The sequence below is a fragment of the Streptomyces sp. NPDC043878 genome (genome assembly GCF_056435735.1).
Genome location: NZ_JBWKDW010000010.1, coordinates 58,583 through 82,386, shown reverse-complemented (window position 1 = coordinate 82,386; position 23,804 = coordinate 58,583). Strand labels below are relative to the sequence as shown.

General features: G+C 72.8%; 22 protein-coding genes and 1 pseudogene. 8 read left to right on the top strand and 15 right to left on the bottom strand.

What is annotated here, in order from left to right; all coding sequences use genetic code 11:
- Positions 1–89 precede the first annotated feature (89 nt).
- The gene (locus AC07AZ_RS16000; protein WP_478847964.1) at positions 90–551 is read left to right on the top strand and encodes a universal stress protein; all 462 of its coding nucleotides are present in this window, start codon (positions 90–92) and stop codon (positions 549–551) included.
- Between the two features lie 58 nt (positions 552–609).
- Here the strand turns inward: AC07AZ_RS16000 and AC07AZ_RS15995 are convergent, their stop codons facing one another.
- Entirely contained in the window at positions 610–1,755 is a 1,146-nt protein-coding gene (locus tag AC07AZ_RS15995) for a CapA family protein (protein ID WP_478847962.1), read from the bottom strand.
- Positions 1,756–1,967: 212 nt separating this feature from the next.
- On the opposite strand from AC07AZ_RS15995, the gene AC07AZ_RS15990 reads away from it, so the two are divergent.
- From AC07AZ_RS15990 to AC07AZ_RS15980, 3 genes are all read left to right on the top strand, one after another.
- Positions 1,968–2,516, top strand: coding sequence for a sigma-70 family RNA polymerase sigma factor (locus AC07AZ_RS15990; protein WP_478847960.1), 549 nt, complete (start codon positions 1,968–1,970; stop codon positions 2,514–2,516).
- A gap of 134 nt (positions 2,517–2,650) precedes the next feature.
- Positions 2,651–3,166, top strand: a complete 516-nt coding sequence (locus AC07AZ_RS15985) for a hypothetical protein (RefSeq protein WP_478847958.1) — start codon at positions 2,651–2,653, stop codon at positions 3,164–3,166.
- 151 nt (positions 3,167–3,317) lie between these two features.
- Complete coding sequence (locus tag AC07AZ_RS15980) at positions 3,318–3,968, top strand: zf-HC2 domain-containing protein (protein ID WP_478847957.1); 651 nt, start codon at positions 3,318–3,320, stop codon at positions 3,966–3,968.
- A gap of 32 nt (positions 3,969–4,000) precedes the next feature.
- On the opposite strand, the gene AC07AZ_RS15975 is transcribed toward AC07AZ_RS15980, so the two are convergent.
- The 3 genes from AC07AZ_RS15975 to AC07AZ_RS15965 all read right to left on the bottom strand — a co-directional run bounded on the left by AC07AZ_RS15975 (position 4,001) and on the right by AC07AZ_RS15965 (position 7,919).
- Entirely contained in the window at positions 4,001–4,864 is an 864-nt protein-coding gene (locus AC07AZ_RS15975) for an Fpg/Nei family DNA glycosylase (RefSeq protein ID WP_478847956.1), read from the bottom strand.
- A 31-nt stretch (positions 4,865–4,895) separates the two neighbouring features.
- Entirely contained in the window at positions 4,896–6,971 is a 2,076-nt protein-coding gene (locus AC07AZ_RS15970; protein ID WP_478847954.1) for a SpoIIE family protein phosphatase, read from the bottom strand.
- A gap of 78 nt (positions 6,972–7,049) precedes the next feature.
- Complete coding sequence (locus AC07AZ_RS15965) at positions 7,050–7,919, bottom strand: hypothetical protein (protein ID WP_478847952.1); 870 nt, start codon at positions 7,917–7,919, stop codon at positions 7,050–7,052.
- Positions 7,920–8,049: 130 nt separating this feature from the next.
- Between AC07AZ_RS15965 and AC07AZ_RS15960 the strand changes: the two genes are divergently transcribed.
- Positions 8,050–9,471: a lipase maturation factor family protein gene (locus tag AC07AZ_RS15960; protein ID WP_478847950.1), complete on the top strand. Its 1,422-nt coding sequence runs from the start codon at positions 8,050–8,052 to the stop codon at positions 9,469–9,471.
- Here the strand turns inward: AC07AZ_RS15960 and AC07AZ_RS15955 are convergent.
- From AC07AZ_RS15955 to AC07AZ_RS15920, 8 genes are read right to left on the bottom strand one after another with little or no spacing between them, the layout of a single operon-like run.
- On the bottom strand, positions 9,459–10,292 hold the full coding sequence (locus AC07AZ_RS15955; protein WP_478847948.1) for an amidohydrolase family protein: 834 nt from the start codon (positions 10,290–10,292) through the stop codon (positions 9,459–9,461). The genes AC07AZ_RS15960 and AC07AZ_RS15955 overlap by 13 nt on opposite strands.
- A complete protein-coding gene (locus tag AC07AZ_RS15950; protein ID WP_478847946.1) occupies positions 10,289–10,603 on the bottom strand; it encodes an L-rhamnose mutarotase in 315 nt (104 codons plus the stop codon). Before AC07AZ_RS15950 ends, AC07AZ_RS15955 begins: the two co-directional genes overlap by 4 nt.
- On the bottom strand, positions 10,600–11,586 hold the full coding sequence (locus AC07AZ_RS15945) for an aldo/keto reductase (RefSeq protein WP_478847944.1): 987 nt from the start codon (positions 11,584–11,586) through the stop codon (positions 10,600–10,602). Before AC07AZ_RS15945 ends, AC07AZ_RS15950 begins: the two co-directional genes overlap by 4 nt.
- Positions 11,583–12,338: an SDR family NAD(P)-dependent oxidoreductase gene (locus AC07AZ_RS15940; protein ID WP_478847942.1), complete on the bottom strand. Its 756-nt coding sequence runs from the start codon at positions 12,336–12,338 to the stop codon at positions 11,583–11,585. Before AC07AZ_RS15940 ends, AC07AZ_RS15945 begins: the two co-directional genes overlap by 4 nt.
- Entirely contained in the window at positions 12,335–13,678 is a 1,344-nt protein-coding gene (locus AC07AZ_RS15935; protein ID WP_478847940.1) for an L-fuconate dehydratase, read from the bottom strand. The genes AC07AZ_RS15940 and AC07AZ_RS15935 overlap by 4 nt, the downstream gene beginning before the upstream one ends.
- Positions 13,679–13,725: 47 nt before the next feature.
- Positions 13,726–14,754, bottom strand: a complete 1,029-nt coding sequence (locus AC07AZ_RS15930; protein ID WP_478847938.1) for an ABC transporter permease — start codon at positions 14,752–14,754, stop codon at positions 13,726–13,728.
- On the bottom strand, positions 14,747–16,258 hold the full coding sequence (locus AC07AZ_RS15925) for a sugar ABC transporter ATP-binding protein (protein WP_478847936.1): 1,512 nt from the start codon (positions 16,256–16,258) through the stop codon (positions 14,747–14,749). Before AC07AZ_RS15925 ends, AC07AZ_RS15930 begins: the two co-directional genes overlap by 8 nt.
- Positions 16,255–17,340 (bottom strand): sugar ABC transporter substrate-binding protein, encoded by a 1,086-nt coding sequence (locus AC07AZ_RS15920; RefSeq protein ID WP_478847934.1) that lies wholly within the window; start codon positions 17,338–17,340, stop codon positions 16,255–16,257. Before AC07AZ_RS15920 ends, AC07AZ_RS15925 begins: the two co-directional genes overlap by 4 nt.
- Positions 17,341–17,504: 164 nt before the next feature.
- On the opposite strand from AC07AZ_RS15920, the gene AC07AZ_RS15915 reads away from it, so the two are divergent.
- Positions 17,505–18,233, top strand: coding sequence for a FadR/GntR family transcriptional regulator (locus AC07AZ_RS15915; protein ID WP_478847932.1), 729 nt, complete (start codon positions 17,505–17,507; stop codon positions 18,231–18,233).
- A 20-nt stretch (positions 18,234–18,253) separates the two neighbouring features.
- On the opposite strand, the pseudogene AC07AZ_RS15910 reads toward AC07AZ_RS15915, so the two are convergent.
- Positions 18,254–18,446 (bottom strand): annotated as a pseudogene (locus tag AC07AZ_RS15910) (glycosyl hydrolase-related protein); the annotation flags it as partial.
- A 60-nt stretch (positions 18,447–18,506) separates the two neighbouring features.
- Positions 18,507–20,858 (bottom strand): alpha-L-fucosidase, encoded by a 2,352-nt coding sequence (locus AC07AZ_RS15905; protein WP_478847928.1) that lies wholly within the window; start codon positions 20,856–20,858, stop codon positions 18,507–18,509.
- A 261-nt stretch (positions 20,859–21,119) separates the two neighbouring features.
- Here AC07AZ_RS15905 and AC07AZ_RS15900 point away from each other — a divergent pair, with 261 nt between their 5' ends.
- Complete coding sequence (locus tag AC07AZ_RS15900) at positions 21,120–22,463, top strand: amidase (RefSeq protein WP_478847926.1); 1,344 nt, start codon at positions 21,120–21,122, stop codon at positions 22,461–22,463.
- Positions 22,464–22,693: 230 nt separating this feature from the next.
- Here the strand turns inward: AC07AZ_RS15900 and AC07AZ_RS15895 are convergent, their stop codons facing one another.
- Positions 22,694–22,867 (bottom strand): hypothetical protein, encoded by a 174-nt coding sequence (locus AC07AZ_RS15895; protein WP_356037185.1) that lies wholly within the window; start codon positions 22,865–22,867, stop codon positions 22,694–22,696.
- 469 nt (positions 22,868–23,336) lie between these two features.
- Here AC07AZ_RS15895 and AC07AZ_RS15890 point away from each other — a divergent pair, with 469 nt between their 5' ends.
- Positions 23,337–23,789 carry a hypothetical protein gene (locus AC07AZ_RS15890; protein ID WP_478847924.1) on the top strand — a complete coding sequence of 151 codons (453 nt, stop codon included), beginning with the start codon at positions 23,337–23,339 and terminating at the stop codon, positions 23,787–23,789.
- Positions 23,790–23,804 lie beyond the last annotated feature (15 nt).

The window sequence follows — 23,804 nt, the reverse complement described above, 5'->3', positions numbered from 1 at the left end:
GTTCCGACTGTAGGAACACCACGCCACCGGCGCCCGTCGAGAGGTCCCGCGTGGTGGGCGGACCCGCGGGTTCCGATAGCCTCGCAGCCGTGACGCAACAGCACTCGCACCAGTTCGAGCGGGGCACGGACGGACCCAAGGTCATCGTGGTCGGGGTGGACGGATCCGACTCCTCGCTGCGGGCGGCGGCCTACGCCGGCGGCCTGGCGCGGCGGCAGCGGGCGCTGCTCGCGGTCGTGTACGTGCAGCCGGTGATGGCCGCGGGTGCGGCGCTCGGGGCGCCCGTGGCCGAGACGACCGACCGGATCGCCGACGACCTGGTCGCCCAGATCCGGGACTCCGCCGAGCGGCTCAAGGGGATATTCGATGTGCGCTGGGAGTTCCACACCTTCCGCGGCGACCCCTACAACGGGCTGGTGAAGGCGGCGGACGAACTCACCGCGGACGCCGTGGTGGTGGGCGCCTCGGAGCAGGCCGGCCACCGGATCGTGGGGTCGGTGGCGGTGCGGCTGGTGAAGGCGGGGCGGTGGCCGGTGACGGTGGTGCCGTAGCCGGGCGCCCCCTGACGCCCGCGAGCGATCCGCGCGGGCGCCGCGACGCACCGGCCCGTCACCGCCCCATCCTGAGCCCGTCCTTCGCCGCGCCCCGGCTCAGCACCACCTGTCTGATCCGGTCCCGCACCCCCCGCACGTCGGCGCCCGCGGCCAGTGCCTCGTTGAGGTCGACGGCCCGTCCGGCGTCGGCGTCGAACCAGGCGGGCACGAACTCGGCCTTCGTCACCGCCCAGCGCCCGCCCGCGCGGCGGGGCGGGCGGAAGGTGAAGCGGCCGATGGTCGACTGGTCGCCGCGCGGGTCCCGGGTGCCGTCCGGGCCGGACGTCCCGGCGATCTGGTCGCCCAGGCCGTAGACCACCCAGGTGCCGTTGACCTTCTCGTAGGCCTGCGGCAGGTGGGCGTGGGTGCCGAGGATCAGGTCGACCGCGGGACGCTCGCCCGCACGGGCCGCGGTGAGCTGCCGGGCCAGGGTCAACTGCCGTGCGTCGGGGGCCTGTTGCCCCTGGGTGCCCCAGTCCACCGACACCACGACCACGTCGGCGCCCGCCGCGCGGGCCGCGTGGGCGTCGGTCAGGATCCGGTTCCCGTCCACCGTGTCGAGAGCCCAGGGCGCGCCCGCCGGGAGCGGACGCCCGCCGGCGTCGCCGTAGGCGAGGTGCGCGACCTTCGCCGCGCCCACGGGCAGCACCGTGACGACACCGGCCTCGCCCTCGGTGCGCGCCGATCCGGTGTGCCGCACGCCCGCGCGGTCGAGGGCGTCGAGGGTGCGGCGGATGCCGTCGGCGCCGTCGTCGAGGGTGTGGCCGGAGGCGGTCGAGCAGCCGTCGTAGCCGGTGGCGGCGAGGCCGGCGGCCAGCTCGGGCGGGGCCGTGGAGCCGGGCGCGCCGGTGGGACCGCCGTCCACGCCGAGGACCGCGTCCAGGTGACACAGCGCCAGGTCGGCGCGGGCGACGACGGAGCGGACTCCGGAGAACATCGGGCGGAAGTCGTAGCCGCTGCCGCCGGCGTCGAAGTGCGCCCGGTCGGCGACGGAGGCGTCGGTCAGGACGCCGCCGGAGGCGACGAGTGTGAAGGCGCCGGAGGCGGCGGGCGCCGGCCGGCCGGCCGCACCCTCGTCCCCGGCGGACCGGGCCTGGCAGGCGGCACCCGCGGCGAGCAGGGCCGTGAGGGCCAGGGCAACCTGTCGTCTGCGTGCAATCATCAGCTCACCCCATCGTCTTCCTATTTGCGTACAAATAGGTACGAATCTCTACGCGTCCTCAAACGGCCCCGGCGCACCCTTAGCCCGTCCGGAGCGCGCGAACGGCGGCCCGGCGACCGTTCGCCGAACCGTTCACCGACGCGATCGACCGTCCGCCGCAGACCCGTGCACCCGCCCTGTCCAGAACCCGCACCCTGGGATGGCATACGGCCATGACGGCCGGAACCACCCTCACCGAGACCGGGACGACCGCCGACCACGAGCTCGCCGCGCTGCAGCGCGAGCACGGCCGGCCGCTGTTCGCGCTGCTGTTGAGGCTGTGCGACGGCGACCGCCAGCGCGCCGAGGACCTGGTCCAGGAGACACTCGTCCGCGCCTGGCAGCACCCCGAGGCACTGCGCGCGGACGCCTTCGAGTCCGTACGGCCGTGGCTGCTCACCGTGGGGCGGCGGCTCGCGATCGACGCGCGGCGGGCCCGGCAGGCGCGGCCCGCCGAGGTCGGCGACGCCGTCCTGGAGAACGCGCGGGTCTGCGCCGACCACGCCGAACGGGCGGCCGCGACCCTCGACGTGCGCGAGGCTGTGAAGACACTCACGCCGGAACACCGTGAAGTCCTGGTGCTCGTGTACTTCCAGGGGGCGAGTGTGGCGGAGGCCGCGGCGGCCCTCGGGATTCCGCCCGGTACCGTGAAGTCCCGCGCGTACTACGCGCTGCGCGCCCTGCGCCGGGTCCTTCCCGGTTACGCTGCCGACCTGCGATGAAACTCACGCCTGAGTCAAACCTCGGTAAAGCGCCTTGCTGAGGACCCCGGTTGGGTAATCGGCTGTCCTCATCCGTGTTCCGGATGGAGCCCGGGGTCGGGCGACGCGCACGCACCGGAGGAAGGCAGGAAGGGATGCTGCACAGAGGTCACGACAGTACGGACGGCGCCGGCGAAGGCGAACTCACCGTCCCCATGGCCTGGTTCTACGCCGAGTACATCGCCGACGAACTGCTGCGGACCGGTGACCTCATGCCACCGACGTCCTTCGAGTTCCGGGCCGGGCGTGACGCCCTGGCGCTGACCATCTTCCTCGCCGACACCGAGGGCGAACTCGACGGCATCCAGGTCGTCACCCAGTTGGAGACCTGGCTGTCGCTCACGGCCTACGACCAGCCGTGGCAGGACTGGGTGCGCGAGCGCACGGCCGCGCTGGCCGCCGCCGCGGCCACCTCCGGCGGACCGTCCGCCGACCTGGAACTGGCCGAGGCGGCCTGGCGCTGGCTGGAGGAGACGGAGCTGCTCGCGCCCGACCTGGACGCGGTGCCGGGCGGCGGCGCGGTGGCCGGCGAGGACGAGGGACCGAAGGTGTGGACGCCCGCGTGGCAGCTCGGGCTGCCCCTCGGACACCTCGCCATCCACCTCTTCTAGATTCGTTTCCCCGCACACCAATCCGCGGCCCGGGCCGCTCCGAATCCCCAGGTTGCGATTCGGTACGCGGCTTGAGTGATTCGGCAGCCTCGTGCGTACCGGTGGGAGCAAGGAGTAACCCCACCCACACCCAACGGCACGAGGATTCGGCATGAGGTCCCAGGAAAGGCATCGCGACGTCGGCGCGTACGCGCTCGGCGTGCTGGACGAGGCGGAGGCCTTCCGCTTTGAGGACCATCTCATGGAGTGCCCGCAATGCGCGGCACACGTGACCGAGTTCGGGCCCGTCACCCGCCAGATGATGCTCTACCGGCGGGCCACGCCGCGTTCCGTGCATCCCATGACCCAGCCCGGCCCCAGGCTGCTGGACCGGCTCCTCGGCGAGGTGGCCGCACGGCACCGGGCGGGGCGCCGCCGGATGCTCTTCGCGCTGGCCGCCTCGGTGGTGATCGCGGTGTCCGGGTCGGGGCTCGCGATGACGACGGGCGGCCCGGAGTCGGCCGTACAGGTCGCGGCGACCGACGCGAAGTCGGGCGTGTGGGCGCAGGTCACCGCCGCGGACGAGGACTACGGCAGCGATGTGCAGCTCGAGATCAAGGACGGTGCCGGCCCCCGCACCTGCCAGCTGATCGCGGTCGGCCGCGACGGCTCCGAGCAGACGGTGACCAACTGGAACGTGCCCACGCACGACGCCCGCCCCAACACCATGCGGGGCAGCGCCACCATGCACCCCGACCAGATCGCCCGCTACGAGGTCCGCACCCGGACCGGCGAGCACCTGGTGACCCTCCCGTCGAAGTAGCCCCACCTCCCCCGACGCGGTTGCCGCGCGGGCTACTTGAGCAGTCTGGACATCCTCCGGTCCGCGAGGGGCCGGCCGCCCGTCTGGCAGGTGGGGCAGTACTGGAGCGAGGAGTCACTGAAGGACACCTCGCGGATCGTGTCACCGCACACGGGGCAGGACTCGCCCGTCCGGCCGTGCACGCGCAGGCCGCTCTTCTTCTCCGCCTTCAGACGCCCCGCGGCCACCCCCCGGGAGCGTTCCACCGCCTGGGTGAGCGTGGTGCGCAGCGCCCCGTACAGGCCCCGGATCTCCTCCGGCGTGAGGGCCGAGGTCGGCTTGAACGGGGACATCCTGGCGGCGTGCAGGATCTCGTCGCTGTACGCGTTGCCCACACCCGCGATCAGCCCCTGGTCGCGCAGGGCGCCCTTGATCTGGCGCCGTTCCCCCTTCAGCAGCTCCGCGAGCCGGGCCTCGTCGAAGTCCTCGGCGAGCGGGTCGGGACCCAGGCGCGCCACACCGGGGACCTCCTGCGGCCGCCGTACGACGTAGACGGCCAGGCGCTTCTGGGTGCCCGCCTCCGTCAGGTCGAAGCCCGCGCCGGTCTCCAGGGCCACGCGCAGCGCGAGGGGTCCCTTGCCGGGGCGGGGCGGGCCGTCGGGGAGCCGGTCCTTCCAGTGCAGCCAGCCGGCCCGGGCCAGGTGGGTCACGAGGTACGGGGCGCCGTCCGTCCGCAGGGCGAGGAACTTGCCGTAGCGCTGCACGGCGGTGACCACCCGGTCCTCGACGGCGGTGACCGGCGGGTCGTACGTCTTCAGGACGCTGATCGCGACGGGCAGCACCCGCACGATCCGCAGACCTGTCAGGTGCTCGGTGAGGAAGTCCTTGAGCGCTTCGACCTCGGGAAGTTCCGGCATACGTCCAGAGTGCCACCGCCGGCGGCCGGCCTCAGTCCGGCTCCGCCACCCGGAACTCGCACCACACGCACTTGCCGCTGCCCCGCGCCTCCACGCCCCAGCGGTCGGCGAGCAGGTCGACCAGGAGCAGGCCGCGCCCCGAGACACCGGAATCCCCCGCCTCGCGGCGCCGGGGCAGCGCGCTGGAGGAGTCCTCGACGTCGACCCGCAGCCTGCGCTCGCGGCCGGTGAGGACCCGGAGGGTGACCACCGAGGCGCCCTCGGTGTGGATCAGCGCGTTGGTGATCAGCTCGTCGGCGACCAGTTCGATCTCGTCGGCGCGGTCCCGGGCGCCCCAGGCGCGCACAGCGGCGCGGATCATGTGCCGGGCCTCGGTCAGGGCCTCGGCGTCACCGGGCGCCACATGCTGCTGGAGCCGGCCGACGGGCCGCGGGGCGTCCGGGCCGAGCCGGCGCAGCAGGAGCAGCGCCACGTCGTCGTCGCCGCCGCGTTCCTCGGCCACGTCGATCAGCCGGTCGGCGAGGTCCCGTACGTCGTCGGGGCCGGTGGCGATGAGCGCGGTGAGGGTCCGCATGCCGTCGTCGAGGTCGGCGCCGGGCTGTTCCACCAGGCCGTCCGTGCACAGCACCAGTGTGTGGCCGGGGTCCAGTTCGACGGTGGCGACGGGGTAGTCCAGGCGGCCGAACTCCGCGGACAGCCCCAGCGGGAGGCCGCCCGCCACGGACAGCCGGCGGCAGGTGCCGTCGGGCTGCCTGATCAGCGGGTCGATGTGACCGGCCCGCACCACCTGGACGACCCCTGTGGTCAGGTCGGCCTCCGCGTACAGGCAGGTCGCGAAGCGGTCGGTGTCGAGTTCGTGCAGGAAGACGGAGGCGCGGGCCATCACGGTGGCCGGGGTGTGGCCCTCGGCGGCGTACGCCTTCAGCACGATGCGCAACTGGCCCATGACGGCCGCCGCGTGCGTGTCATGCCCCTGCACGTCACCGATGACGGCGCCGACCCGGCCGCCCGGCAGCGGGATCACGTCGTACCAGTCGCCGCCGATGTCCCTGCCGAGGGAGCCGGAACGGTAGCGGACCGCGATGTCGGCGCCCGGCACCCGGGGGATGGCGCGGGGCAGCATGGCCTGCTGGAGGCCGGTGGCGAGGTCCTTGTCCTGCTCGTGGAACATGGCCCGTTGCAGGCTCTGCGCGATGCTGGAGCCGAGGGCGATCAGCACGTTGCGGTCCTCGGCCGAGAACCCGCGCCGGTCGTTGTAGAGCAGGCCCATGGCGCCGATCGGCCGGGCCTCGGCGATCAGCGGCAGGTAGGCGGCCGCGGTGATGTCCAGGCCGGTGAGATGCGGCCACAGGATCGGATAGCGCTCGGCGAACTCCTCGGGTGACTCGATGAAGCGGGGGGTGAGGGTCCGTACGACCTCGCTCATCGGGTAGGGCTCGTCGATCCGGGTGACGTCGGTGCCGGGCACGAAGGCGCCCTCGGGCCCGTCGGCGACCAGTCTGATCCGGCCCGCCTCGACCAGTCCCATGACGAGACTGGTGGCGCCGAGGTGGGTGAGGCCGTGGGTGTCCTTGAGGACGTCGATGACGTCCTGGACGGTGCGGGCGTGCGCGAGGGCCGCCGTGGTGAGCTGTACGACGTTGGTCTGCCGGCGCCGGGCCTCGTCCTGTTCGGCCTGCTCCCGCCGGGACAGGATGTCGTCGAGCTCCTGGGTGGCGTCGCGGAGGATGCCGACGATCCGGCGCGGCCGGCCCGTGCTGTCCCGGCGGATGTAGCCCTGGGTGTGCGTCCAGCGCAGCGAGCCGTCGCGGCAGCGGATACGGAAGTACGTCCCGTAGTTCTCGCTGCCGTCCTTCATGGCCTGGGCGACGAGCGCGTCGAGCCGGGTCGCCTCCGCGGCGGGGACCCGGACGGCGAGGGTGGCGGGGTGGTCGTCGTACTCCTCCGGGCGCAGGTCGAAGACCTCGTGGGCCTGGGCGTCCATGTGGAACAGGCCGCTGTCGAGGTCCCAGTCGAAGCTGCCCATCCGATTGAGCGCCAGGATCGGATCCGGGTGGGCGGGCCAGTCGTCCGGGAGTGCCAGGGCGCTCGCTCCCCGATCAGCCATGGGGCCCACCTTGCCAGGGTTAGTCCGATTATTCGACTGGGAAAACCAAACACGCGGTTCATCTGGCGGGGTCCGGGATCAGCCGTCGGAGAGGTCGGCGGGGGTGCCGGAAACGGCGTCCCCGGTCACCGGATCCGCGTCCGGAACCAGTCCCCCGCCGTCCCGCAGGTCGGGGATCTCCGGGACACGGTCGGGACCGATCTCGTCCGAGAGACCCAGCGGCGAGTCGGGTTCGCAGGGGGTGGCGGCGGCTTCGTCACCGGGGGGCCCGTCAATGGCGGTTCCGGTCTCGGCGCTCCCGGTGCCTGTCACGGCGGCCCCGGGGCCGGTGCCGGTCTCGGCGGTCTCGGCGGTCTCGATTGCGGTCTCGGCGGTCTCGATCGCGGTGAGGTCGTCCGCCGGGATCGGGTCCTCGCCGGTCGGATCCTCGACGGTCGGGTTCCCGGCGGACGCGTTCCCGGCGGAGGCGTTCCCGGCGGACGCGTTCCCGGCGGTCCCGTCCTCGGTCGCCGGATCGGGAGCGGGCCCGGACCGGTGGTTTCGCGGGCCCGGAGCGAGGGACGGCGACGTGTCGAGGGTGCCGGGTGCCGACGGCTGGGCGGTCCCCGGGGCAGCGCAGTCCGGTACGTCGGCCTCGGCCGCCGGCGGCTGCGGCGTTCGGGTGACGAGGGACGGCAGGGCCGGCACGGCGGTCGGGGCGCCCCTACCGGAGTCCGGGCCGGCACCGGGGCCGGACTCCGAGCCGGCATCCGGGCCGGGGGCGGGGGCCAGGTCGGAGGCGGCGGCCGGGTCGGAGCGGAGTTCGCCGCCCGGCTTCGCGTCCCGGCCGCGTGCGTTCGCGTCCCGGCCACTCGCGCCGCCGCAGCCGGCGAGGAGGAGTGCCGCCGAGAGCGCGCAGGCGGTGACGGCGGTTCCGGTGGGTATGCGCACCACGTTCTCCCACTTCATCGCACTTCGGTCGTTGGGCGGTTCGTCACCATTTTCTGCCGCACCCCCCTCGGTTACGCAAACGGAGGCGAAATGGACGCAGAGTGACATCCGGTTCCCGTGCCACACCGGAGAAGAGGAGCGCGCCTTCGTGGACTGGTTCACCGCATCCGACTACTGGCTGAGCCGGCTGGTCCTCCAGCGGGCTCTGGCCGGGCTGTACCTGATCGCGTTCCTGGCGGCGGCCCTCCAGTTCCGCCCGCTGATCGGCACCCGCGGGATGCTGCCGGTCCCCCGGTTCACCGCGCGGGTGCCGTTCCGCAGCGCCCCGAGTCTCTTCCAGCTCCACTACACCGACCGCTTCTTCGCGCTGTGCGCCTGGACGGGCTGCGCGGTGTCGGCGGCGCTGGCGGCCGGTCTCGACTCCCGGCTGCCGCTGTGGGGAGGCATGCTGCTGTGGCTGGTGCCGTGGGCGCTGTATCTGTCCGTCGTCAACGTGGGGCAGACCTGGTACGCCTTCGGCTGGGAGTCGCTGCTCCTGGAGACGGGCTTCGTCGCCGTGTTCCTCGGCAACGACGACGTGGCCCCGCCGGTCGTCGTGCTGTTCCTGCTGCGCTGGGTCCTGTTCCGGGTGGAGTTCGGCGCGGGTCTGATCAAGCTGCGCGGAGACGCGTGCTGGCGGAACCTGACCTGCCTCGACCACCACCACGAGACGCAGCCCATGCCGGGCCCGCTGAGCTGGTTCTTCCACCATCTGCCCCGGCCTCTGCACCGGGTCGAGGCAGCCGCCAACCACGTCACCCAGCTCGTGGTGCCCTTCCTGCTGTTCGCGCCGCAGCCGCTCGCCTCGGCGGCCGCCTGCCTGATGATCGTCACCCAGCTGTGGCTGGTGCTGTCGGGCAACTTCGCCTGGCTGAACTGGATCACCGTCGTGCTGGCCCTGCCCGCGCTGCGGCTCCCGTCCGCCGGGCGGTCCCTGCCGGAGCCCCCGCTGTGGTACGAGATCGTGGTCCTGGCGGTCGCCGCGCTGCTGTTGGGGCTCGCTCACCGTCCGGTGCGCAACATGCTCTCCCGCCGCCAGGTCATGAACCGCTCCTTCGACCCGCTGCATCTGGTCAACACCTACGGCGCGTTCGGCACCGTCAGCCGGGTCCGGTACGAGGTGGTCGTCGAGGGCACCGACGACGAGGTCCCGCGGCGGGAATCGGACTGGCGGGAGTACGAGTTCCGGGGCAAGCCCGGTGATCCCCGGCGCTGGCCGCGGCAGTTCGCGCCCTACCACCTGAGACTGGACTGGCTGATGTGGTTCGCGGCGCTCTCGCCCGGGTACGCCGAGCCCTGGTTCGCCGCCCTGGTGGAGCGGCTGCTGGAGAACGACCGGGACACGCTGAGGCTGCTGCGCCGCTCCCCCTTCCCGCCGGACGCGCCGCCGCGCTTCGTCCGGGCCCGTCTCTTCCGCTACCGGTACACGACCTGGCGCGAACTGCGGGAGACGGGCGCGTGCTGGGAGCGCACGTTCGTGCGGGAGTATCTGCCGCCGACCCGGCTGGCGGGGGCGGCTCAGAGGTCGTAGACGCGGGCGGCGGTGGTCTCGAAGATCCGGCGGCGGTCCGTCTCGTCCAGGCCGGCGGTCAACTCCTGCGCCAGGGAGAGGACTTCCGCGTACGAGGCGAGCGGGGTGCACACCGGCCAGTCCGAGCCGAACATCAGCCGCCGCGGGCCGAACGCCTCCAGGACGACGTCCGCGTACGGCCGCAGGTCGCCGGCGCTCCGGGCGGCGGGACCGGCCTCGGTGACCATGCCGGAGAGCTTGCAGACGGTGTTGGGCAGGGCGGCGAGGGCGCGCACGCCGGACGCCCAGGGTTCGAGCGCGGCGGACGCGATGGGTGGTTTCCCCAGGTGGTCCAGGACGAAGGTGAGTCCGGGCAGGGCGGCTGCCGCCTCGGCGCAGGCCGGGAGCTGGCCGGGCAGCACGACCAGGTCGTAGACGAGCCCCGCGTCGGCGACGGCGGCGAGAGAGCGGCGTACGTCCGGGCGCAGCAGCCATCGCGGGTCGCGCTCGCCCTGGACCTGGTGGCGGACGCCCTTGAGATACCGGCCGCCGGGCAGTTCCCGCAGCCGGGCGAGTTCGTCGGCGACACCCGGACGCGTGAGGTCCGTCCAGCCGACCACCCCGGCGACCAGCGCGTGCCCGGCCGCCAGCGACAGGAACTCCGGGGTCTCCTCGGGCACGGTGACCGTCTGGACGAGGACCGTGCGGTCCACGCCGGCCGCGCGGGCCTCGGGTTCGAGATCCGCGAGGGTGAAGTCGCGGCGCAGCGGGTCGCCCGCACCGATCCAGTCCTGGTCCCGCACGGACAGCTCCCACACGTGGTGGTGGGCGTCGACGGTCACGGCAGCTCCCAGACGACCGGCAGACCGGCGTCGGCGCCCTCGCCGGAGTAGTCGTGCGCCACGTCCAGCAGACCGGCCATGCGGGCCTGCCAGGCCACGTTGACCGGGAGCTTCTCCAGTTCGGCGAGCAGCCGGGCGTAGTCCGCGCACTCCATGAGATGGAAGAGCTCGGTACCGCTGCGCCAGATGGTCCAGGAGGTCGCGCCGGCCGCGCGGATGGCGTCGGTGAGTTCCTCCGGGACCTCGCGGTGGGCGGCCTCGTACTCGGCGACGCGGTCGGCGCGGACCCGGGTGTGCAGGGCGATCCTCATGACGGCTCCTCGGCGGGTACGGGGGCGTCCGGCGGCAGCAGGCCCGTGTCGCGGGCCTCCTGCCAGAAGGCGGCGGGCACGGGACGCGCGAACTGCTCGGCACAGTCGCGTACTTCGGCCGCCGACCGGGCGCCGACCAGGACGCTCACGACGGCGGGCGGGGCGGCGCAGAAGGCGAGGGCGGCGGCCCGCAGCGTGGTGCCGTGCCGGCCGGCGAGCTCCTTCAGGCGCAGGGCGCGGTCCAGGATTCCGGGCGGAGCCGCCGCGTAGTCGTAGGTCGCGCCGGGTCGCGGGTCGGCCAGCAGGCCGGAGTTGAAGGCGCCGCCGATGACCACCGAGGTGCCGCGTTCCTCGGCGGCGGGCAGCAGGTCGGTCAGGGCCCGCTGGTCGAGCAGGGTGTAGCGGCCGGCGCACAGCACCACGTCGACGTCGGTGTCCCGGACGAACCGGGTGAGCATCTCCGCCTGGTTCATGCCCGCGCCGATCGCGCCGACCACGCCCTCCGCGCGGAGTTTCTCCAGCGCCGGGTAGCCCTCCCGGAAGGCCGCTTCGGCGTGGTCGTCGGGGTCGTGGAGGTAGACGGCGTCGACGCGGTCGAGGCCGAGCCGCTCCAGGGCGGCCTCCAGGGTGCGGCGTACCCCGTCGGCGCTGAAGTCCCACACCCGGCGCAGCGTGGCGGGCACGGCGAAGCCGTTCGCGAGGTCGTCGCCGCCGTCCGCGGAGGGTTCCAGGCGGCGGCCCACCTTGGTGGACACCGTGTAGGCCGTACGGGGGTGCTCGCGCAGGGCGGCGCCGAGGCGGCGTTCGGACAGGCCGAGGCCGTAGTGCGGCGCGGTGTCGAAGTAGCGGATGCCCCGTTCCCAGGCCGCCGTCACGGCCTGGTGCGCCTGTTCCTCGGTGACCTCGGTGAACAGGTTGCCGATGGCGGCGCCGCCGAGGGCGAGCGGGCTGACGCGGACGCCGCTGCGGCCGAGCGTGCTCACCGGTCCACCGGGCGCAGCCGCAGGCCCTGCATGCCGCCGTCGACGGCGAGCGCGGTACCGGTGGTGGCGCCGGACAGGGGGCTCGCCAGGTAGGCGATGGCGCCCGCCACTTCGGCGGCCGTCACGAGCCGGCCGGTGGGCTGGCGGGCCTCCAGGGCGGCGCGCTCGGCCGCCGGGTCCCCCGCCGCGTCCAGCAGCCGCCCGACCCACGGGGTGTCCGCCGTACCGGGGTTGACGCAGTTGACCCGGATGCCCTCACGGACGTGGTCGGCGGCCATCGCGAGGGTGAGGGAGTACACGGCGCCCTTGGTCGCGCTGTACAGCGCCCGCTGCGGGAGGCCCGCGGTGGCCGCGATGGAGCAGGTGTTGACGATCGCCGCGTGCGCCGACCGGCGCAGGTGCGGCAGCGCGGCCCGCGCCGTGCGGACCATGCCGATCACGTTGACGTCCAGGACGCGGTGCCACTCCTCGTCCGCGTTGTCCTCGACGGTGCCCTGCGCGCCGATGCCCGCGTTGCTGACGACCACGTCCAGTCCGCCGAGGTCGGCTACGGCCGCCGCCACGGCCTCGCGCACCGAGGCGTCGTCGGTGACGTCGGCGCGGTAGGCGAGCAGCGGCTTCGCGACCGGCGCCGGGTCCAGGTCGAGGACGGCGACCCGGGCACCGCGTTCGGCCAGGAGCTCGGCGGTGGCGCGGCCGATGCCGGAGGCGCCGCCCGTCACCAGGGCGGTGAGGCCCTCGAAGTCGTTCATGCCGCGTGCCCCTTCTTCGCGTCGAGGTCGGCGGCCCAGAAGGTGCCGCCGGGAAAGGTGTACCGCGCGATGGACTCGGGCCGCATGGCGGCCGAGAAGCCGGGCGCGGTGGGTGCGGTGTAGTGGCCGTCGCGGATCACCACGGGGTCGGTGAAGTGGTCGTGCAGGTGGTCGACGTACTCGATGACCCGGTCCTCGGTGGTGCCGGTGACCGCGACGTAGTCGAACATCGACAGGTGCTGGACGAGTTCGCACAGGCCGACCCCGCCGGCGTGCGGGCAGACCGGCACCCCGAACTTGGCGGCGAGCAGCAGGATGGCGAGGTTCTCGTTGACGCCGGCGACGCGGGCCGCGTCGATCTGGACGACGTCGAGGGCGCCGGCCTGCAGCAGCTGCTTGAAGACGATCCTGTTCTGGACGTGCTCGCCGGTGGCGACCTTCACCGGGGCGACGGCCTTGCGGATCGCCGCGTGCCCGAGGACGTCGTCGGGGCTGGTGGGTTCCTCGATCCAGTACGGGTCGAACTCGGCGAGGGCCCGGGTCCAGCGGATCGCCTCGTCGACGTCCCAGCGCTGGTTGGCGTCGATGGCCACCCGGATGTCCGGCCCGACGACCGAGCGGGCCACCCGGCAGCGCCGGATGTCGTCCGCCAGGTCCGCGCCGACCTTCAGCTTGATCTGCCGGAAGCCGTCGGCGACCGCCGCGGCGGCGAGCCGGGTGAGCTTCTCGTCGCTGTAGCCGAGCCAGCCGGCGGAGGTGGTGTAGGCGGGGTATCCGCCGGCCAGCAGGCGGGCGGTCCGCTCGGCGGCGCCCGCGCGCCCGCGCCGCAGGAGGTCCAGGGCCTCCCGCGGGGTGAGCGCGTCGGAGAGGTAGCGGAAGTCGATCTGGCCGACCAGCCACTCCGGTTCGGCCTCGGCGAGCAGCCGCCACAGCGGCTTGCGGGCGCGCTTGGCCGCCAGGTCCCACACGGCGTTGGTGACCGCGCCGATCGCCATGTGCATCACCCCTTTCTCGGGTCCGAGCCAGCGCAGCTGGCTGTCCCCGATCAGGTCCCGGTGGAGCGATCCGGGATCGTCGCACACCTCCGCCACGCTCCGTCCGATCACGTGGTGGCGCAGCGCGTGGATCGCCGCGACCTGGACCTCGTTGCCCCGCCCGATGGTGAAGGTGAAGCCGTGTCCCTCGGCCTCCCCGCCGTCGGCGTCCGTGCGCAGCACGACGTAGGCGGCCGAGTAGTCGGGGTCCGGGTTCATGGCGTCGGAGCCGTCGAGTTCACGTGAGGTGGGGAAGCGGATGTCGTAGGTGTCGACCGCGGTGATGCGGGCGGGGGTCGGGGACACGGAGGGCCTTTCCGTCGGGGGCGGGGACAGCGCGGAACGGCGCGCCGTCAGTCCTGGGCGCGACCCGTCGTCACACGGGCGATCATGAGGGCGACCAGGATGATTCCGCCGTAGATGGCCTGGATCCAGAAGGACGGCACCTGGGCGAGGGTGAGCAGGTTCTGGACGACACCCAGCAGGAGTACGCCGGTGAGGGCGCCGAACATGGTGCCCCGGCCGCCGTCGAGGCTGATGCCGCCGATCACCGCGGCCGCGAACACGGTGAAGATCATGTTGTTGCCCTGGTTGGCGCTGATCGCGCCGACGTAGCCGGTCTGCATGATCCCGCCGACGGAGGCGAGGACGCCCGCGACGACGAACACGCCGAGCATCACCCGTTCGACGCGGATACCGGCCGCCCGGGCCGCTTCCGCGTTGCCGCCGATGGCGTACAGCGCGCGGCCCACGCGGTGGTACCTGAGCACGAACCCGGCCACCGCGAAGGAGGCCGCGGCGAGCCACACCGACATGGGAACGTTGAGGAAGGTGGTGGTCGCCAGGGAGTAGAAGCTGTCGGGCATGCCGAACAGCGTCTTGCCCTTGGTCGCGCCGACCAGCAGACCGCGCAGCACGATCAGCATCGCGAGCGTCACGATGAACGCGTTGAGCTTGAACTTCACGACGAGGACCCCGTTGAAGGCGCCGACGGCCGCGCCGACGACCAGCACCGCGACGAGCGCGAGCGGGGCGGACAGTTCCGTGCCCCAGCCCGACTGGGCGGCCGGCAGGACCAGGAGCGCGCCCACGGCGGGCGCGATGCCGACGACCGATTCGAGGGACAGGTCGAACTTGCCGGTGATCAGGACCAGCGACTCGGCGAGCACCACCATCGCGAGGGCGGCGGAGGCGCCGAGGATGGAGATCAGGTTGCGTTCGGTGAGGAACGAGTCGTTGACGACCGCGCCGAGCACCATCAGCAGCAACAGGGCCGGTACGAGGGCGAGTTCGCGGGCCCGCCGCAGCATGACCGTTCTGGCCGAGCCGGGGGCCAGGGCGCGTACGGCCGCGAGCGGCGGGGCCGCCTTGGTGTCAGCCATGGTCCACTCCTTCGATGGAGGCGATCAGCTCGTGGTCGCGCCAGCCCGCCGGGTGTTCGGCGACGACGCGGCCGTGGAAGAGGACGAGGACGCGGTCGCAGCGTCTGAGATCGTCGAGTTCGTCGGAGACGACGAGTACGGCGGTGCCGTCCTCACGGGCCCCGTCCACCCGGGCGAGCAGGGATTCCTTCGACTTCACGTCGACGCCCGCGGTGGGGTTGATGAGGACGAGCAGGCGGGGGTCGGAGGCGAGGGCACGGGCCATGACGACCTTCTGCGCGTTGCCGCCGGACAGGTCCGAGACGGGCTGGCCGGGGCCCTCGGTGTGGATGTCGAGGCGGTCGATCAGGTCGGTGGCGAGCCGCCGTTTGCGGTCGCCGCCGACGAACCCGAAGCGGCCGAGCCGGTCCAGGACGCTGAGGGTGGTGTTGTCGCCCACGGTCATGCCGGAGACGAGCCCCTGGTCGTGCCGGTCCCGGGGGACGCAGCCGACGCCGGCCTTCAGGGCCGCCTGTACGTCGCCGAACGGCAGCCGCTGTCCGTCCAGTTGGGCGGTGCCGCCACCGGGGGTGCGGAGTCCGGCGAGGGACTCGGCGAGTTCGATCTTGCCGCTGGCGCTGGACCCGGCGAGGCCGACGACCTCGCCGCGCCGGACGGTGAGGTCGACGTCCGTGTAGGCGTCCGAGGTGAGCCCGCGGGCGTCCAGCAGGACGGGGGCGGCCTCGCGGGCCTCCCGGTCGCGTACGGCCTGTTCGGCGACGGTCTCGATGACCTGGATGCTCTCCCCGGCCATGGCCTCCACCAGGGCCGCCCTGGGCAGTTCGGCGACCGGTGCCGTGATGATCCAGCGGGCGTCGCGCAGGACCGTCACGGTCTGGCAGACCTCGTAGACCTCCTGGAGGTGGTGGGAGATGAACAGGAAGGTGACGCCGGATTCCTGCAGGGTGCGCATGCGGGTGAAGAGCCGCTCGATCTCCCGGTTGTCGAGCTGGGCGGTCGGCTCGTCGAGGACGATGAACCGGGCGCCGAAGCTCAGCGCCCGGGCGATCTCCACCATCTGGCGGTCCTCGACCTTCAGGTCCGAGGTGCGGGCCTCCGGGTCGACCCGCACGTCCCAGGTGTCGAGGAGTTCGACGGCCCGGTCCTTGAGCCGGCGCCAGCTGATGACGCCGGCCCGGGAGACGGGCTGCCGGTTGATGAACAGGTTCTCCGCGACCGTCAGTTCGGGTACGACGGTGGGCTTCTGGTAGACGCACGCCACCTTGCGGCGCCAGGCGTCGCGGTCGGCGAGCGGGGGCGCGGGCCGGCCGTCGAAGTGGACCGTGCCCTCGTCGGGCGCCTGGAGGCCGGTGAGGAGGGTGACCAGGGTGGACTTGCCGGCGCCGTTGCGGCCGACCAGAGCGTGGGACTCGCCGGGCAGGACGGTGAGCCGGCCGTCGGCGAGGGCGGTGGTGGCGCCGTACCGCTTGACGATGTCCCGGGCTTCTACCAGTGGCGTGCTCATTTGACCGTGTTGCCCCACAACTCGGAGTCGTCGACGTTGTCCTTGGTGACCAGCGGGGCGGGCAGCTGGTCCTCGAGGATGCCGCTGGGCAGCTTGACGATCGTCGAGCCGTGGTCGGTCGGGCCGGGCTTGAAGGTCTTCCCCTGCATGGCCGCCTTGATGTAGTACATGCCGTACTTGGCGTAGGTGTCGGCGGGCTGGGAGACGGTCGCGTCGATCTCGCCCTTGCGGATGGCGTCGAACTCCTGCGGGATGCCGTCGTTCGAGATGATCGTGATGTGGCCCGACTGGCCGGCCTTCTTCAGCATCCCCTTCGACTTGAGGGTCTGCAGGGTCGGCGCGAGGTACACGCCGCCCGCCTGCATGTAGATGCCCTTGAGGTCGGGGTTGGCGTTGAGCAGGGTGTCGAGCTTGGAGGCCGCGGTGTCGGACTCCCACTTGGCGGGGATCTCCAGGACCTTCAGCTTCGGGAAGTTCTTCTTCACGCAGGCGCGGAACGCCTCGGAGCGGTCCCGGCCGTTGACCGAGGCCAGGTCGCCCATGATCTGCACGACCTTGCCGGACGGTATCTGCTTGCCGAGGTACTGGCAGGCCTTCTCGCCGTAGGCCACGTTGTCGGCGCGGACCACCATGGCCACCTTGCCCTTGTCGGGTGCCACGTCGACCGCGACCACGGGCACGCCCTTGCGTTCGGCCTGGTCGAGGCCGGCCTCGATGGCGGCGCTGTCCAGGGGGGCGACGACCAGGCCCTTGACCCCCTGGTTGAGCTCGTTGTTGATGTCGGTGATCTGCTGGGAGGGGTCGCTGTTGGAGTTGACCGTCTTCAGCGCCTCCACGCCCTCCGACTTCGCCATCTTGGGCACGTAGTCGTTGTACGACTGCCAGAACGGCGACGTCAGCAGGGGCAGGATCACTCCGACCTTGCCGGTGCCGCCGCCGGAGGTGCCGGCCGAGCCGCTGTCCTTGGTGCTGCCGCATCCCGTGAGCGCGAGGGCGGCGACGCCGGCCGCAGCCGTCGTCCGTACCGCCCATGAGGTGAGTCGTCTGTTTCGCCGTTCGTTCCGCACCGTGCTGCCGGACATCCTGTCAGCTCCTCATCGAGCGTGATCGAGCAGATGACGGCATATTTATCAGACCACTTCCGTTGAAGAACACCCTTCGACGGCAGATTTTCGCGATTTTCGGCAGTAGTGGTCCGACCACCTTGGCGGTTAGACTGCGGCGCACCGGCGACCGAAGGAGTGGCGTGGACGAGAACCTGGCCGGGGAGACACCGACCGGACCCGCTCCGCAGAAGGGCACCGTGCCCCAGCGGGCCATCGACAGCATCAAGGCGCTGATCCGCGACGGCTCCCTCGAACCGGGCCAGCGGCTGCCCACCGAACGCGATCTCGCCGCCCAGCTCGGCATCTCCCGCAGCTCGATGCGCGAGGCGATCCGCGCGCTCACCGTGCTGGGCGTGCTGGAGGCCCGGCACGGCTCGGGCATCTACGTGACCCAGCTGGAGGCCGGCGACCTGCTGGAGACCTTCGGGGTGGTGGCCGACCTGTCCCGCGGGCCGCGGCTGGTGGAACTCCTGGAGGTGCGCCGCATCCTGGAGTCGACGGCGACCGCGCTGGCCGCGGCGCGGATCACCCCGGACCAGCTGGCCGAGGTCGAGAAGCACCTGGCGGCGATGAACGCCACCGACGACCCGGAGGAGATCCTCGCGCACGACCTGGCCTTCCACCGCGAGATCGCGACGGCCGCCGGCAACGACACCATGGCCGCGATCCTGGACGGCCTCTCCTCGCGCACCTTCCGCGCCCGCGTGTGGCGCGGCTACCAGGAGGAGGGCGCGTTCGCCCGCACCCGCCGCGAGCACGCCGCGATCCACCGGGCCCTGGTGGCGCACGACCCGGAGGCGGCGCGCGCGGCGGCGGCCGCGCACGTCGGCGAGGTCGAGGAGTGGCTGCGGGCCCAGCTCGCGCCCTGAACCGGACCCGCGACCCACGCTCAGGCCCGCTTCAGCCGCAGGGTCACCGCTCCAACGGCCGCAGCCGTACGGTGATCCGGTCGCCCTCGATACGCACCGCCTCCGCGTCGGGAAGTGACGCTCCAGCAGGTCGGTGACCTCGGCGCCGGCCACGGCGAACCCGGCGGTGGAGGCGGCGCGGGCCCGGCCGCCGTGGGCCTGGTGGCAGCGGACGGACGGGGGCGCCAGGATGCGTGTGCGGTGCCGGTCCGTGGGCCCCGCCCGCCCAGACGCTCAGACGCGCCAGTCCACCTTGAATACCCACACGTACCGGCCCGCCTGCCGGGCCGCCTCCGGCACGTCGATCACCAGCGCGCCGTTGCGCACGGCCCACGTCAGGGGCCGGTCATGGCCGAGCATCGTGACCTTGTCGCCGGCGCGGACGGGCACCGGTGCCTCGACGGTGAGCGTGGCGCCCGGCCGGACCAGGGAGTGGATGTAGAACGCCTCGTCCTGGCGGACGGTGAACCGCAGGTCCTCGCCGAGCTGCGCCGTCCGCGACCAGTACGTGGTGTCGTAGATCGCCTCCCCGTTGGTCCGCAGCCAGCGGCCCGTCTCACGCAGCCGGGTCTGCATGATCTCCGGGATGGTGCCGTCGGCGCGGGGGCCGATGTCGAGGAGGAAGTTGCCGTTCTTGGAGACGATGTCGACCAGGCTGCGCACGACCTCCTCGGCCGACATGTAGGCGTCGTCGGGCGTGGCCCGGTTGTAGCCGTAGCTGAACGGGTCGAGGCCGCGGCTGGCCTCCCACTTGGCGACGACCGTGTTGTCGTACGTCGTGTACTCGGGGGTCGTGAAGTCGTGGAAGCCGATGCCCGAGCGGTTGTTGACGGTGACGTCGACCGGACGGGCCCGGTTCTTGGCGTGGTTGAAGTACTCGGCGAGCACATGCAGGCTGTCGTTGGCGCCGCCGATGTCGCACCAGATGAGCTCGGGGTCGTAGCCCCTGATCAGTTCCAGCATCTGCGGGGCCTGGTAGTCCTTCACGAAGTCCTTGCCCGCGGTGTATCCGGTGTACGGCACCGGCTCCTGGGTGTACGGGTTGCGCGGGGCGTGCCCCGACCACGGGTTGTCCGGGTTGAACCACTCGGGCATCGAGAAGTACAGGCCGCGGTGGAGTTCGGGCGTGTAACGGCGCGAGGCCTCGAACAGCTCCTTGACCAGGTCCCGGCGCGGGCCCGTCTTGACGGAGTTGCGGTCGGAGACCTTGGTGTCCCACAGGGCGAAGCCCTCGTGGTGCTTGGCGGTGAGCACGTGGTACTGGGCGCCCGCGTCCCGGAACAGCTCGACCCAGGCGCGCGGGTCGAACCGCTTCGCGGTGAACCGCGGGATGAAGTCGTCGTAGGCGAAGTCCTCCCCGTACGTCTGGCGGTGGTAGGCGTACACCTCGTTGCCGGGGTCCTGGAGGTGGTTCCAGTACCACTCGGCGTACTGCTTGCCGACCGGTGACCAGGCGGGCACCGAGTAGACGCCCCAGTGGATGAAGATGCCGAACTTGGCGCCGCTGAACCAGTAGGGCGCCTGGTGGCCGGAGAGGGAGGACTCGGTGGGCTGGTAGTCGGCGGTGCCGAGGGTCAGCTTCCTGTTCTGCGCGGTGATCCCGCCGCCGCGTCCGGTGACGGTCACCGCGCCGTCGCGGGTGGTGCCGGGGGCGGTGCCCGCGCGGTTGCGGATGCCGACGCGCACCCGGGCCTGCTCGCCGGGGTCCAGGCGGCGGACGCGGGCCGGCTGCACGGTGCGGGCGCCGGGCACGTCGACGCGCACGGACACGGCGTCGTGGGCGAGCACCGCGACCGTGCCCGCGTTGACGACCGTGGCCTCGACGCTCTGCGCGCCGCTGGACTCCAGGAGCGAGCCGGTGGAGTGGGCGTCGCGCAGGGCCAGCGCCCGTCCCTGGGCGACCGGTTGCAGGGACAGCGCGAAGACGTGCAGCGCTGTCGAGTTCGCCTGCGCCGGGCCGACGGTCGGCAGGGTGATCGCGACCGCCTCCCGCCGGGGGTCGAGCCACACCTGAGAGGTGCCGATCCCTACGGTGTGCTCGTCCTTGGCGCCGGCCGGCGTGTAGCGGTACGGCGCGGACAGGGAGCCGCCCGCCGCGTACCAGTCGGCGCCGCCGAGTGAGGCGGTCGTGGTCGAGCCGTCCGCGTAGTGCGCGGTGGCCCTGCCGGAGGCGTTGCCGTAGCTGCCCGCGGTGAGGAAGACGGCCGACAGGTAGCGGCCCGGGGGCAGCTCGATCCGCTGGCCGGTGGCGACGATGTTGTTCTTCGCGCCCGCCGCCGAGGACGGGAAGAGGAAGGGGACGCCGTCGACCTCGACCCGGCCCGCGGGCAGTTCCTCGCCCGGGAAGGTGTAGCCCGAGCCGTCGAAGTCGCCGCCCCGCGCGGCGGCGGAGTCGATGGCGTCGTTGTCGTAGAGCGCGTCGAGCGGGACGGGCACGGGGTCGGGGACGGGAACCCACTGGCCGGCGGGGCCGTCCGGCGGTTCGGCGGCGTGCGCGCCGGTCGCGGAGACGAGCGGCAGGGCGGCGGCCGACACGGCGACACCGACCGCTGTTCCGAGAAGCTGACGACGTGGATACGAACCCATGAGCGGCTCCCATTCATCGGATGTCTGATGATTGATTGGACCTCAGGGCCTGTCAATGGGGCCGGACAGAAGTCGAGTTGACTGATTGGTCGGATGACCAGCGGGCGGCAGAGAAAGGTCGGCCGGACCTGGCGGGAAGGGCGGGACGCGCTGCCCGTCCGTCCGGGGCGCGCGCTCTCGACGCGGGGCCCCGGCCCCGGGCACAGTGGCCCCACGTACTCGTCAGTACGCCCGCCGCTTCGCATCCCCCGAGGAGCCCGAGTGACCAACTGGGTCGGCCGGACCGCCGCCGAGATCGCCGCCGCCGTACGCGAGAAGCGGGCCACGCCCAGCGAGGTGGTGGCCGAGCACCTCGACCGGATCGAGCGGCTCGACGGCCGCGTCGGCGCCTTCCGCACGGTGCGGGCCGGGGCCGCGCTCGCCGAGGCCGAGGAGGTGGGCGCCCGCGGTGACCTGGCCGAACTGCCGCTCGCCGGCGTGCCGGTGGCCGTCAAGGACAACCTCGCGGTGCGCGGGGAGTCCACCCGGATCGGTTCCGCCGCGACCCCGGACACGCCCGCCGACGAGGATCACGTCACGGTGGCCCGGCTGCGGGCCGCCGGCGCGGTGGTGGTGGGACTGACGAACGTGCCGGAGCTGTGCGTCTTCGGGAGCACCGAGGGCGTGTACGGCACCGCCCGCAACCCCTGGGACACCTCCCGCACGGCCGGCGGCTCCTCGGGCGGCAGCGCGGCCGCCGTCGCCGCCGGGCTGGTGCCGATCGCGCTCGGCAACGACGGCATGGGCTCCCTGCGCATCCCCGCGGCCAACTGCGGTCTGGTGACCATCAAGCCGGGGCCCGGGGTGGTCCCGGCCGGCGTCAGCGACGGCGACTGGTTCGGCATGTCGGAGAACGGGCCGCTGGCGACGACGGTCGAGGACGCGCGCCTGATGCTGTCGGTCCTCGCGGACACCGCCTTCCCCGCACCCCGGGAGGCCGCCGGCCACCGGATCGCCTTCTCGCTGCGCAGCCCGCTCACCGGGATCGTCGTCACGCGGCCGTATACGGCCGCCGTCCGGGAGGCGGCGGGGCTGCTGATGCGGGCCGGGCACCAGGTCCGCCGCGCCGACCCGCCCTACCCCCGGTCGCTGAGCCTCACCTCGCTGGCGCACTGGACGGCGGGGACCTCGGTCGACGCGCGGTACCTGGACCCGCGGCTGCTGGCGCGGCGCACCCGCGTCCACGCGGCCGTCGGCCGCCGCTTCGCCGGCACCGTGCGGACCGGCAGGGCGCGCGAGGAACTGCGCCGGCGCCTGGAGCCGTTCTTCGACGAGTACGACGTGCTGCTCATGCCGGCACTGGCCCGCCGCTCCCCCAAGGCCGGCCCGTGGCACGAGCGGGGCTGGCTGCGCAACGTCGTGGCCAACAGCAACTACTCCCCCATGACCCCGCCGTGGAACCTCACCGGCTGGCCCGCGATGTCGGTCCCGTTCGGCACCCTGCCCTCCGGCGCCCCCGGGGCGGTGCAACTGGTGGCGCGGCCGGGGTCGGAGGCGGAACTGCTGGCGCTGGCGGAGCAGTTGGAGAAGGCCCACCCGTGGCAGCGGACGGCACCCCTGGACTGAGCGCGGACCGGGGACTCGGAGGTCCGGTACATGAGGGGGTCCAGCCGCAGGGGCCGGGCCGCCTCCGCGGAGGGGGTCCGGCCCCAGGTGCGGGTCTCGCCGGCGGTGACGATCCGGTGCCGGAAAGGCCGGATCCGAGGCCGGTCGGCGGCCTCGGCTTCTGTGATCGGCACGGGCGTGAGTCCGGCACGCCCATGCGGTCGGCGATCGCGAAGGGTTCTGCCGGTGGGTCAGTCCACGCTGGGCAGGATGTGGGGCTCGGCGAGGTCCTCCTCGTAGCCCGCCAGGCGGATGGGGGCGGACCGGGCCCACACGTCCAGGCTGCCGAGCTCGCCGGGCCGGCGGCCTGCGCGCTCCGTGCGTTCCTTGGGGCGCTGATCGCGATTCGTCTTCTCCGGTGTCACCGCGCACTCCTTATGTGTCGGGTCACCCTCGGGGCACGCCGCCAGTCTGCGATCCGGCTCCCGGCGCCCGCTCGGGTCTCAGTGGAAACAGTTCGGACGCGGTGGCGCCGGTACCTCGTACGAGAGCAGGCCGCTGTGAACCGGCTGTCCCATGACGGACCGTGGGTGTGGGTAGAACCCGTTGCTGCTGTCCGTCGGCTACAGGTTAACCAAATGAGCGGGGGTCCGCTCGATGGGGCTGAAAACAAAGGGTAACCATCGCAAGTCGCCCCGCATACAGCGCTACTGAGTCTGCACCTGTTTGTAACTCGATGTGCGATTTAACTCACTCGTTCGGCCTACATCGCCGACGGCACCTCCGAGCCGGGGACCGGCGGGGCCGCGCAGTTCAGTTCCCGTTGGCCGGATCGCAAGGAGCGAATGGTCTGCTGTCGCACGGCAAGGGCTCGTCCGGCGGGAGGACTGACGCATGGAGCTGCGCAGTGTCGAGGAGCTGATGGATCTGCTGTACGCCTGCCGGGTCCCACCGGCCGGGCCGGCTCCCGGGCGCGACCGGGCCGATCCGCACCAGCACGCGCTGCGGACCGCCGCGCTGCTGCGCCGCGCCCGCCCCGCCGACAAGGAGCTCCAGCTGGCGGGCCTGGTGCGGGCCGTCGGCCCCCTCCTGCACCCCGGCGACGAGCGCGCCCACCGCGACCACGCGGCCGACGCGGTACGCCCCCTGCTCGGCGAACGGGTCGCCGGACTCGTCCGCGGGTACGCCCGCCCGGCCGCGGGCCCGGCCGACGACGATCTGCTGCGTTTGCGCCTGGCCGACGAGGAAGCCCGCACCGCCGCGTTCGACGCCGGCGTCCTGGAGGACTGGCGCACGGTACTGGAACTGGTCGCGGCACGGAAATCGCCCCTGGGGGCTGTCGACTGACGGACCGTCATGAGA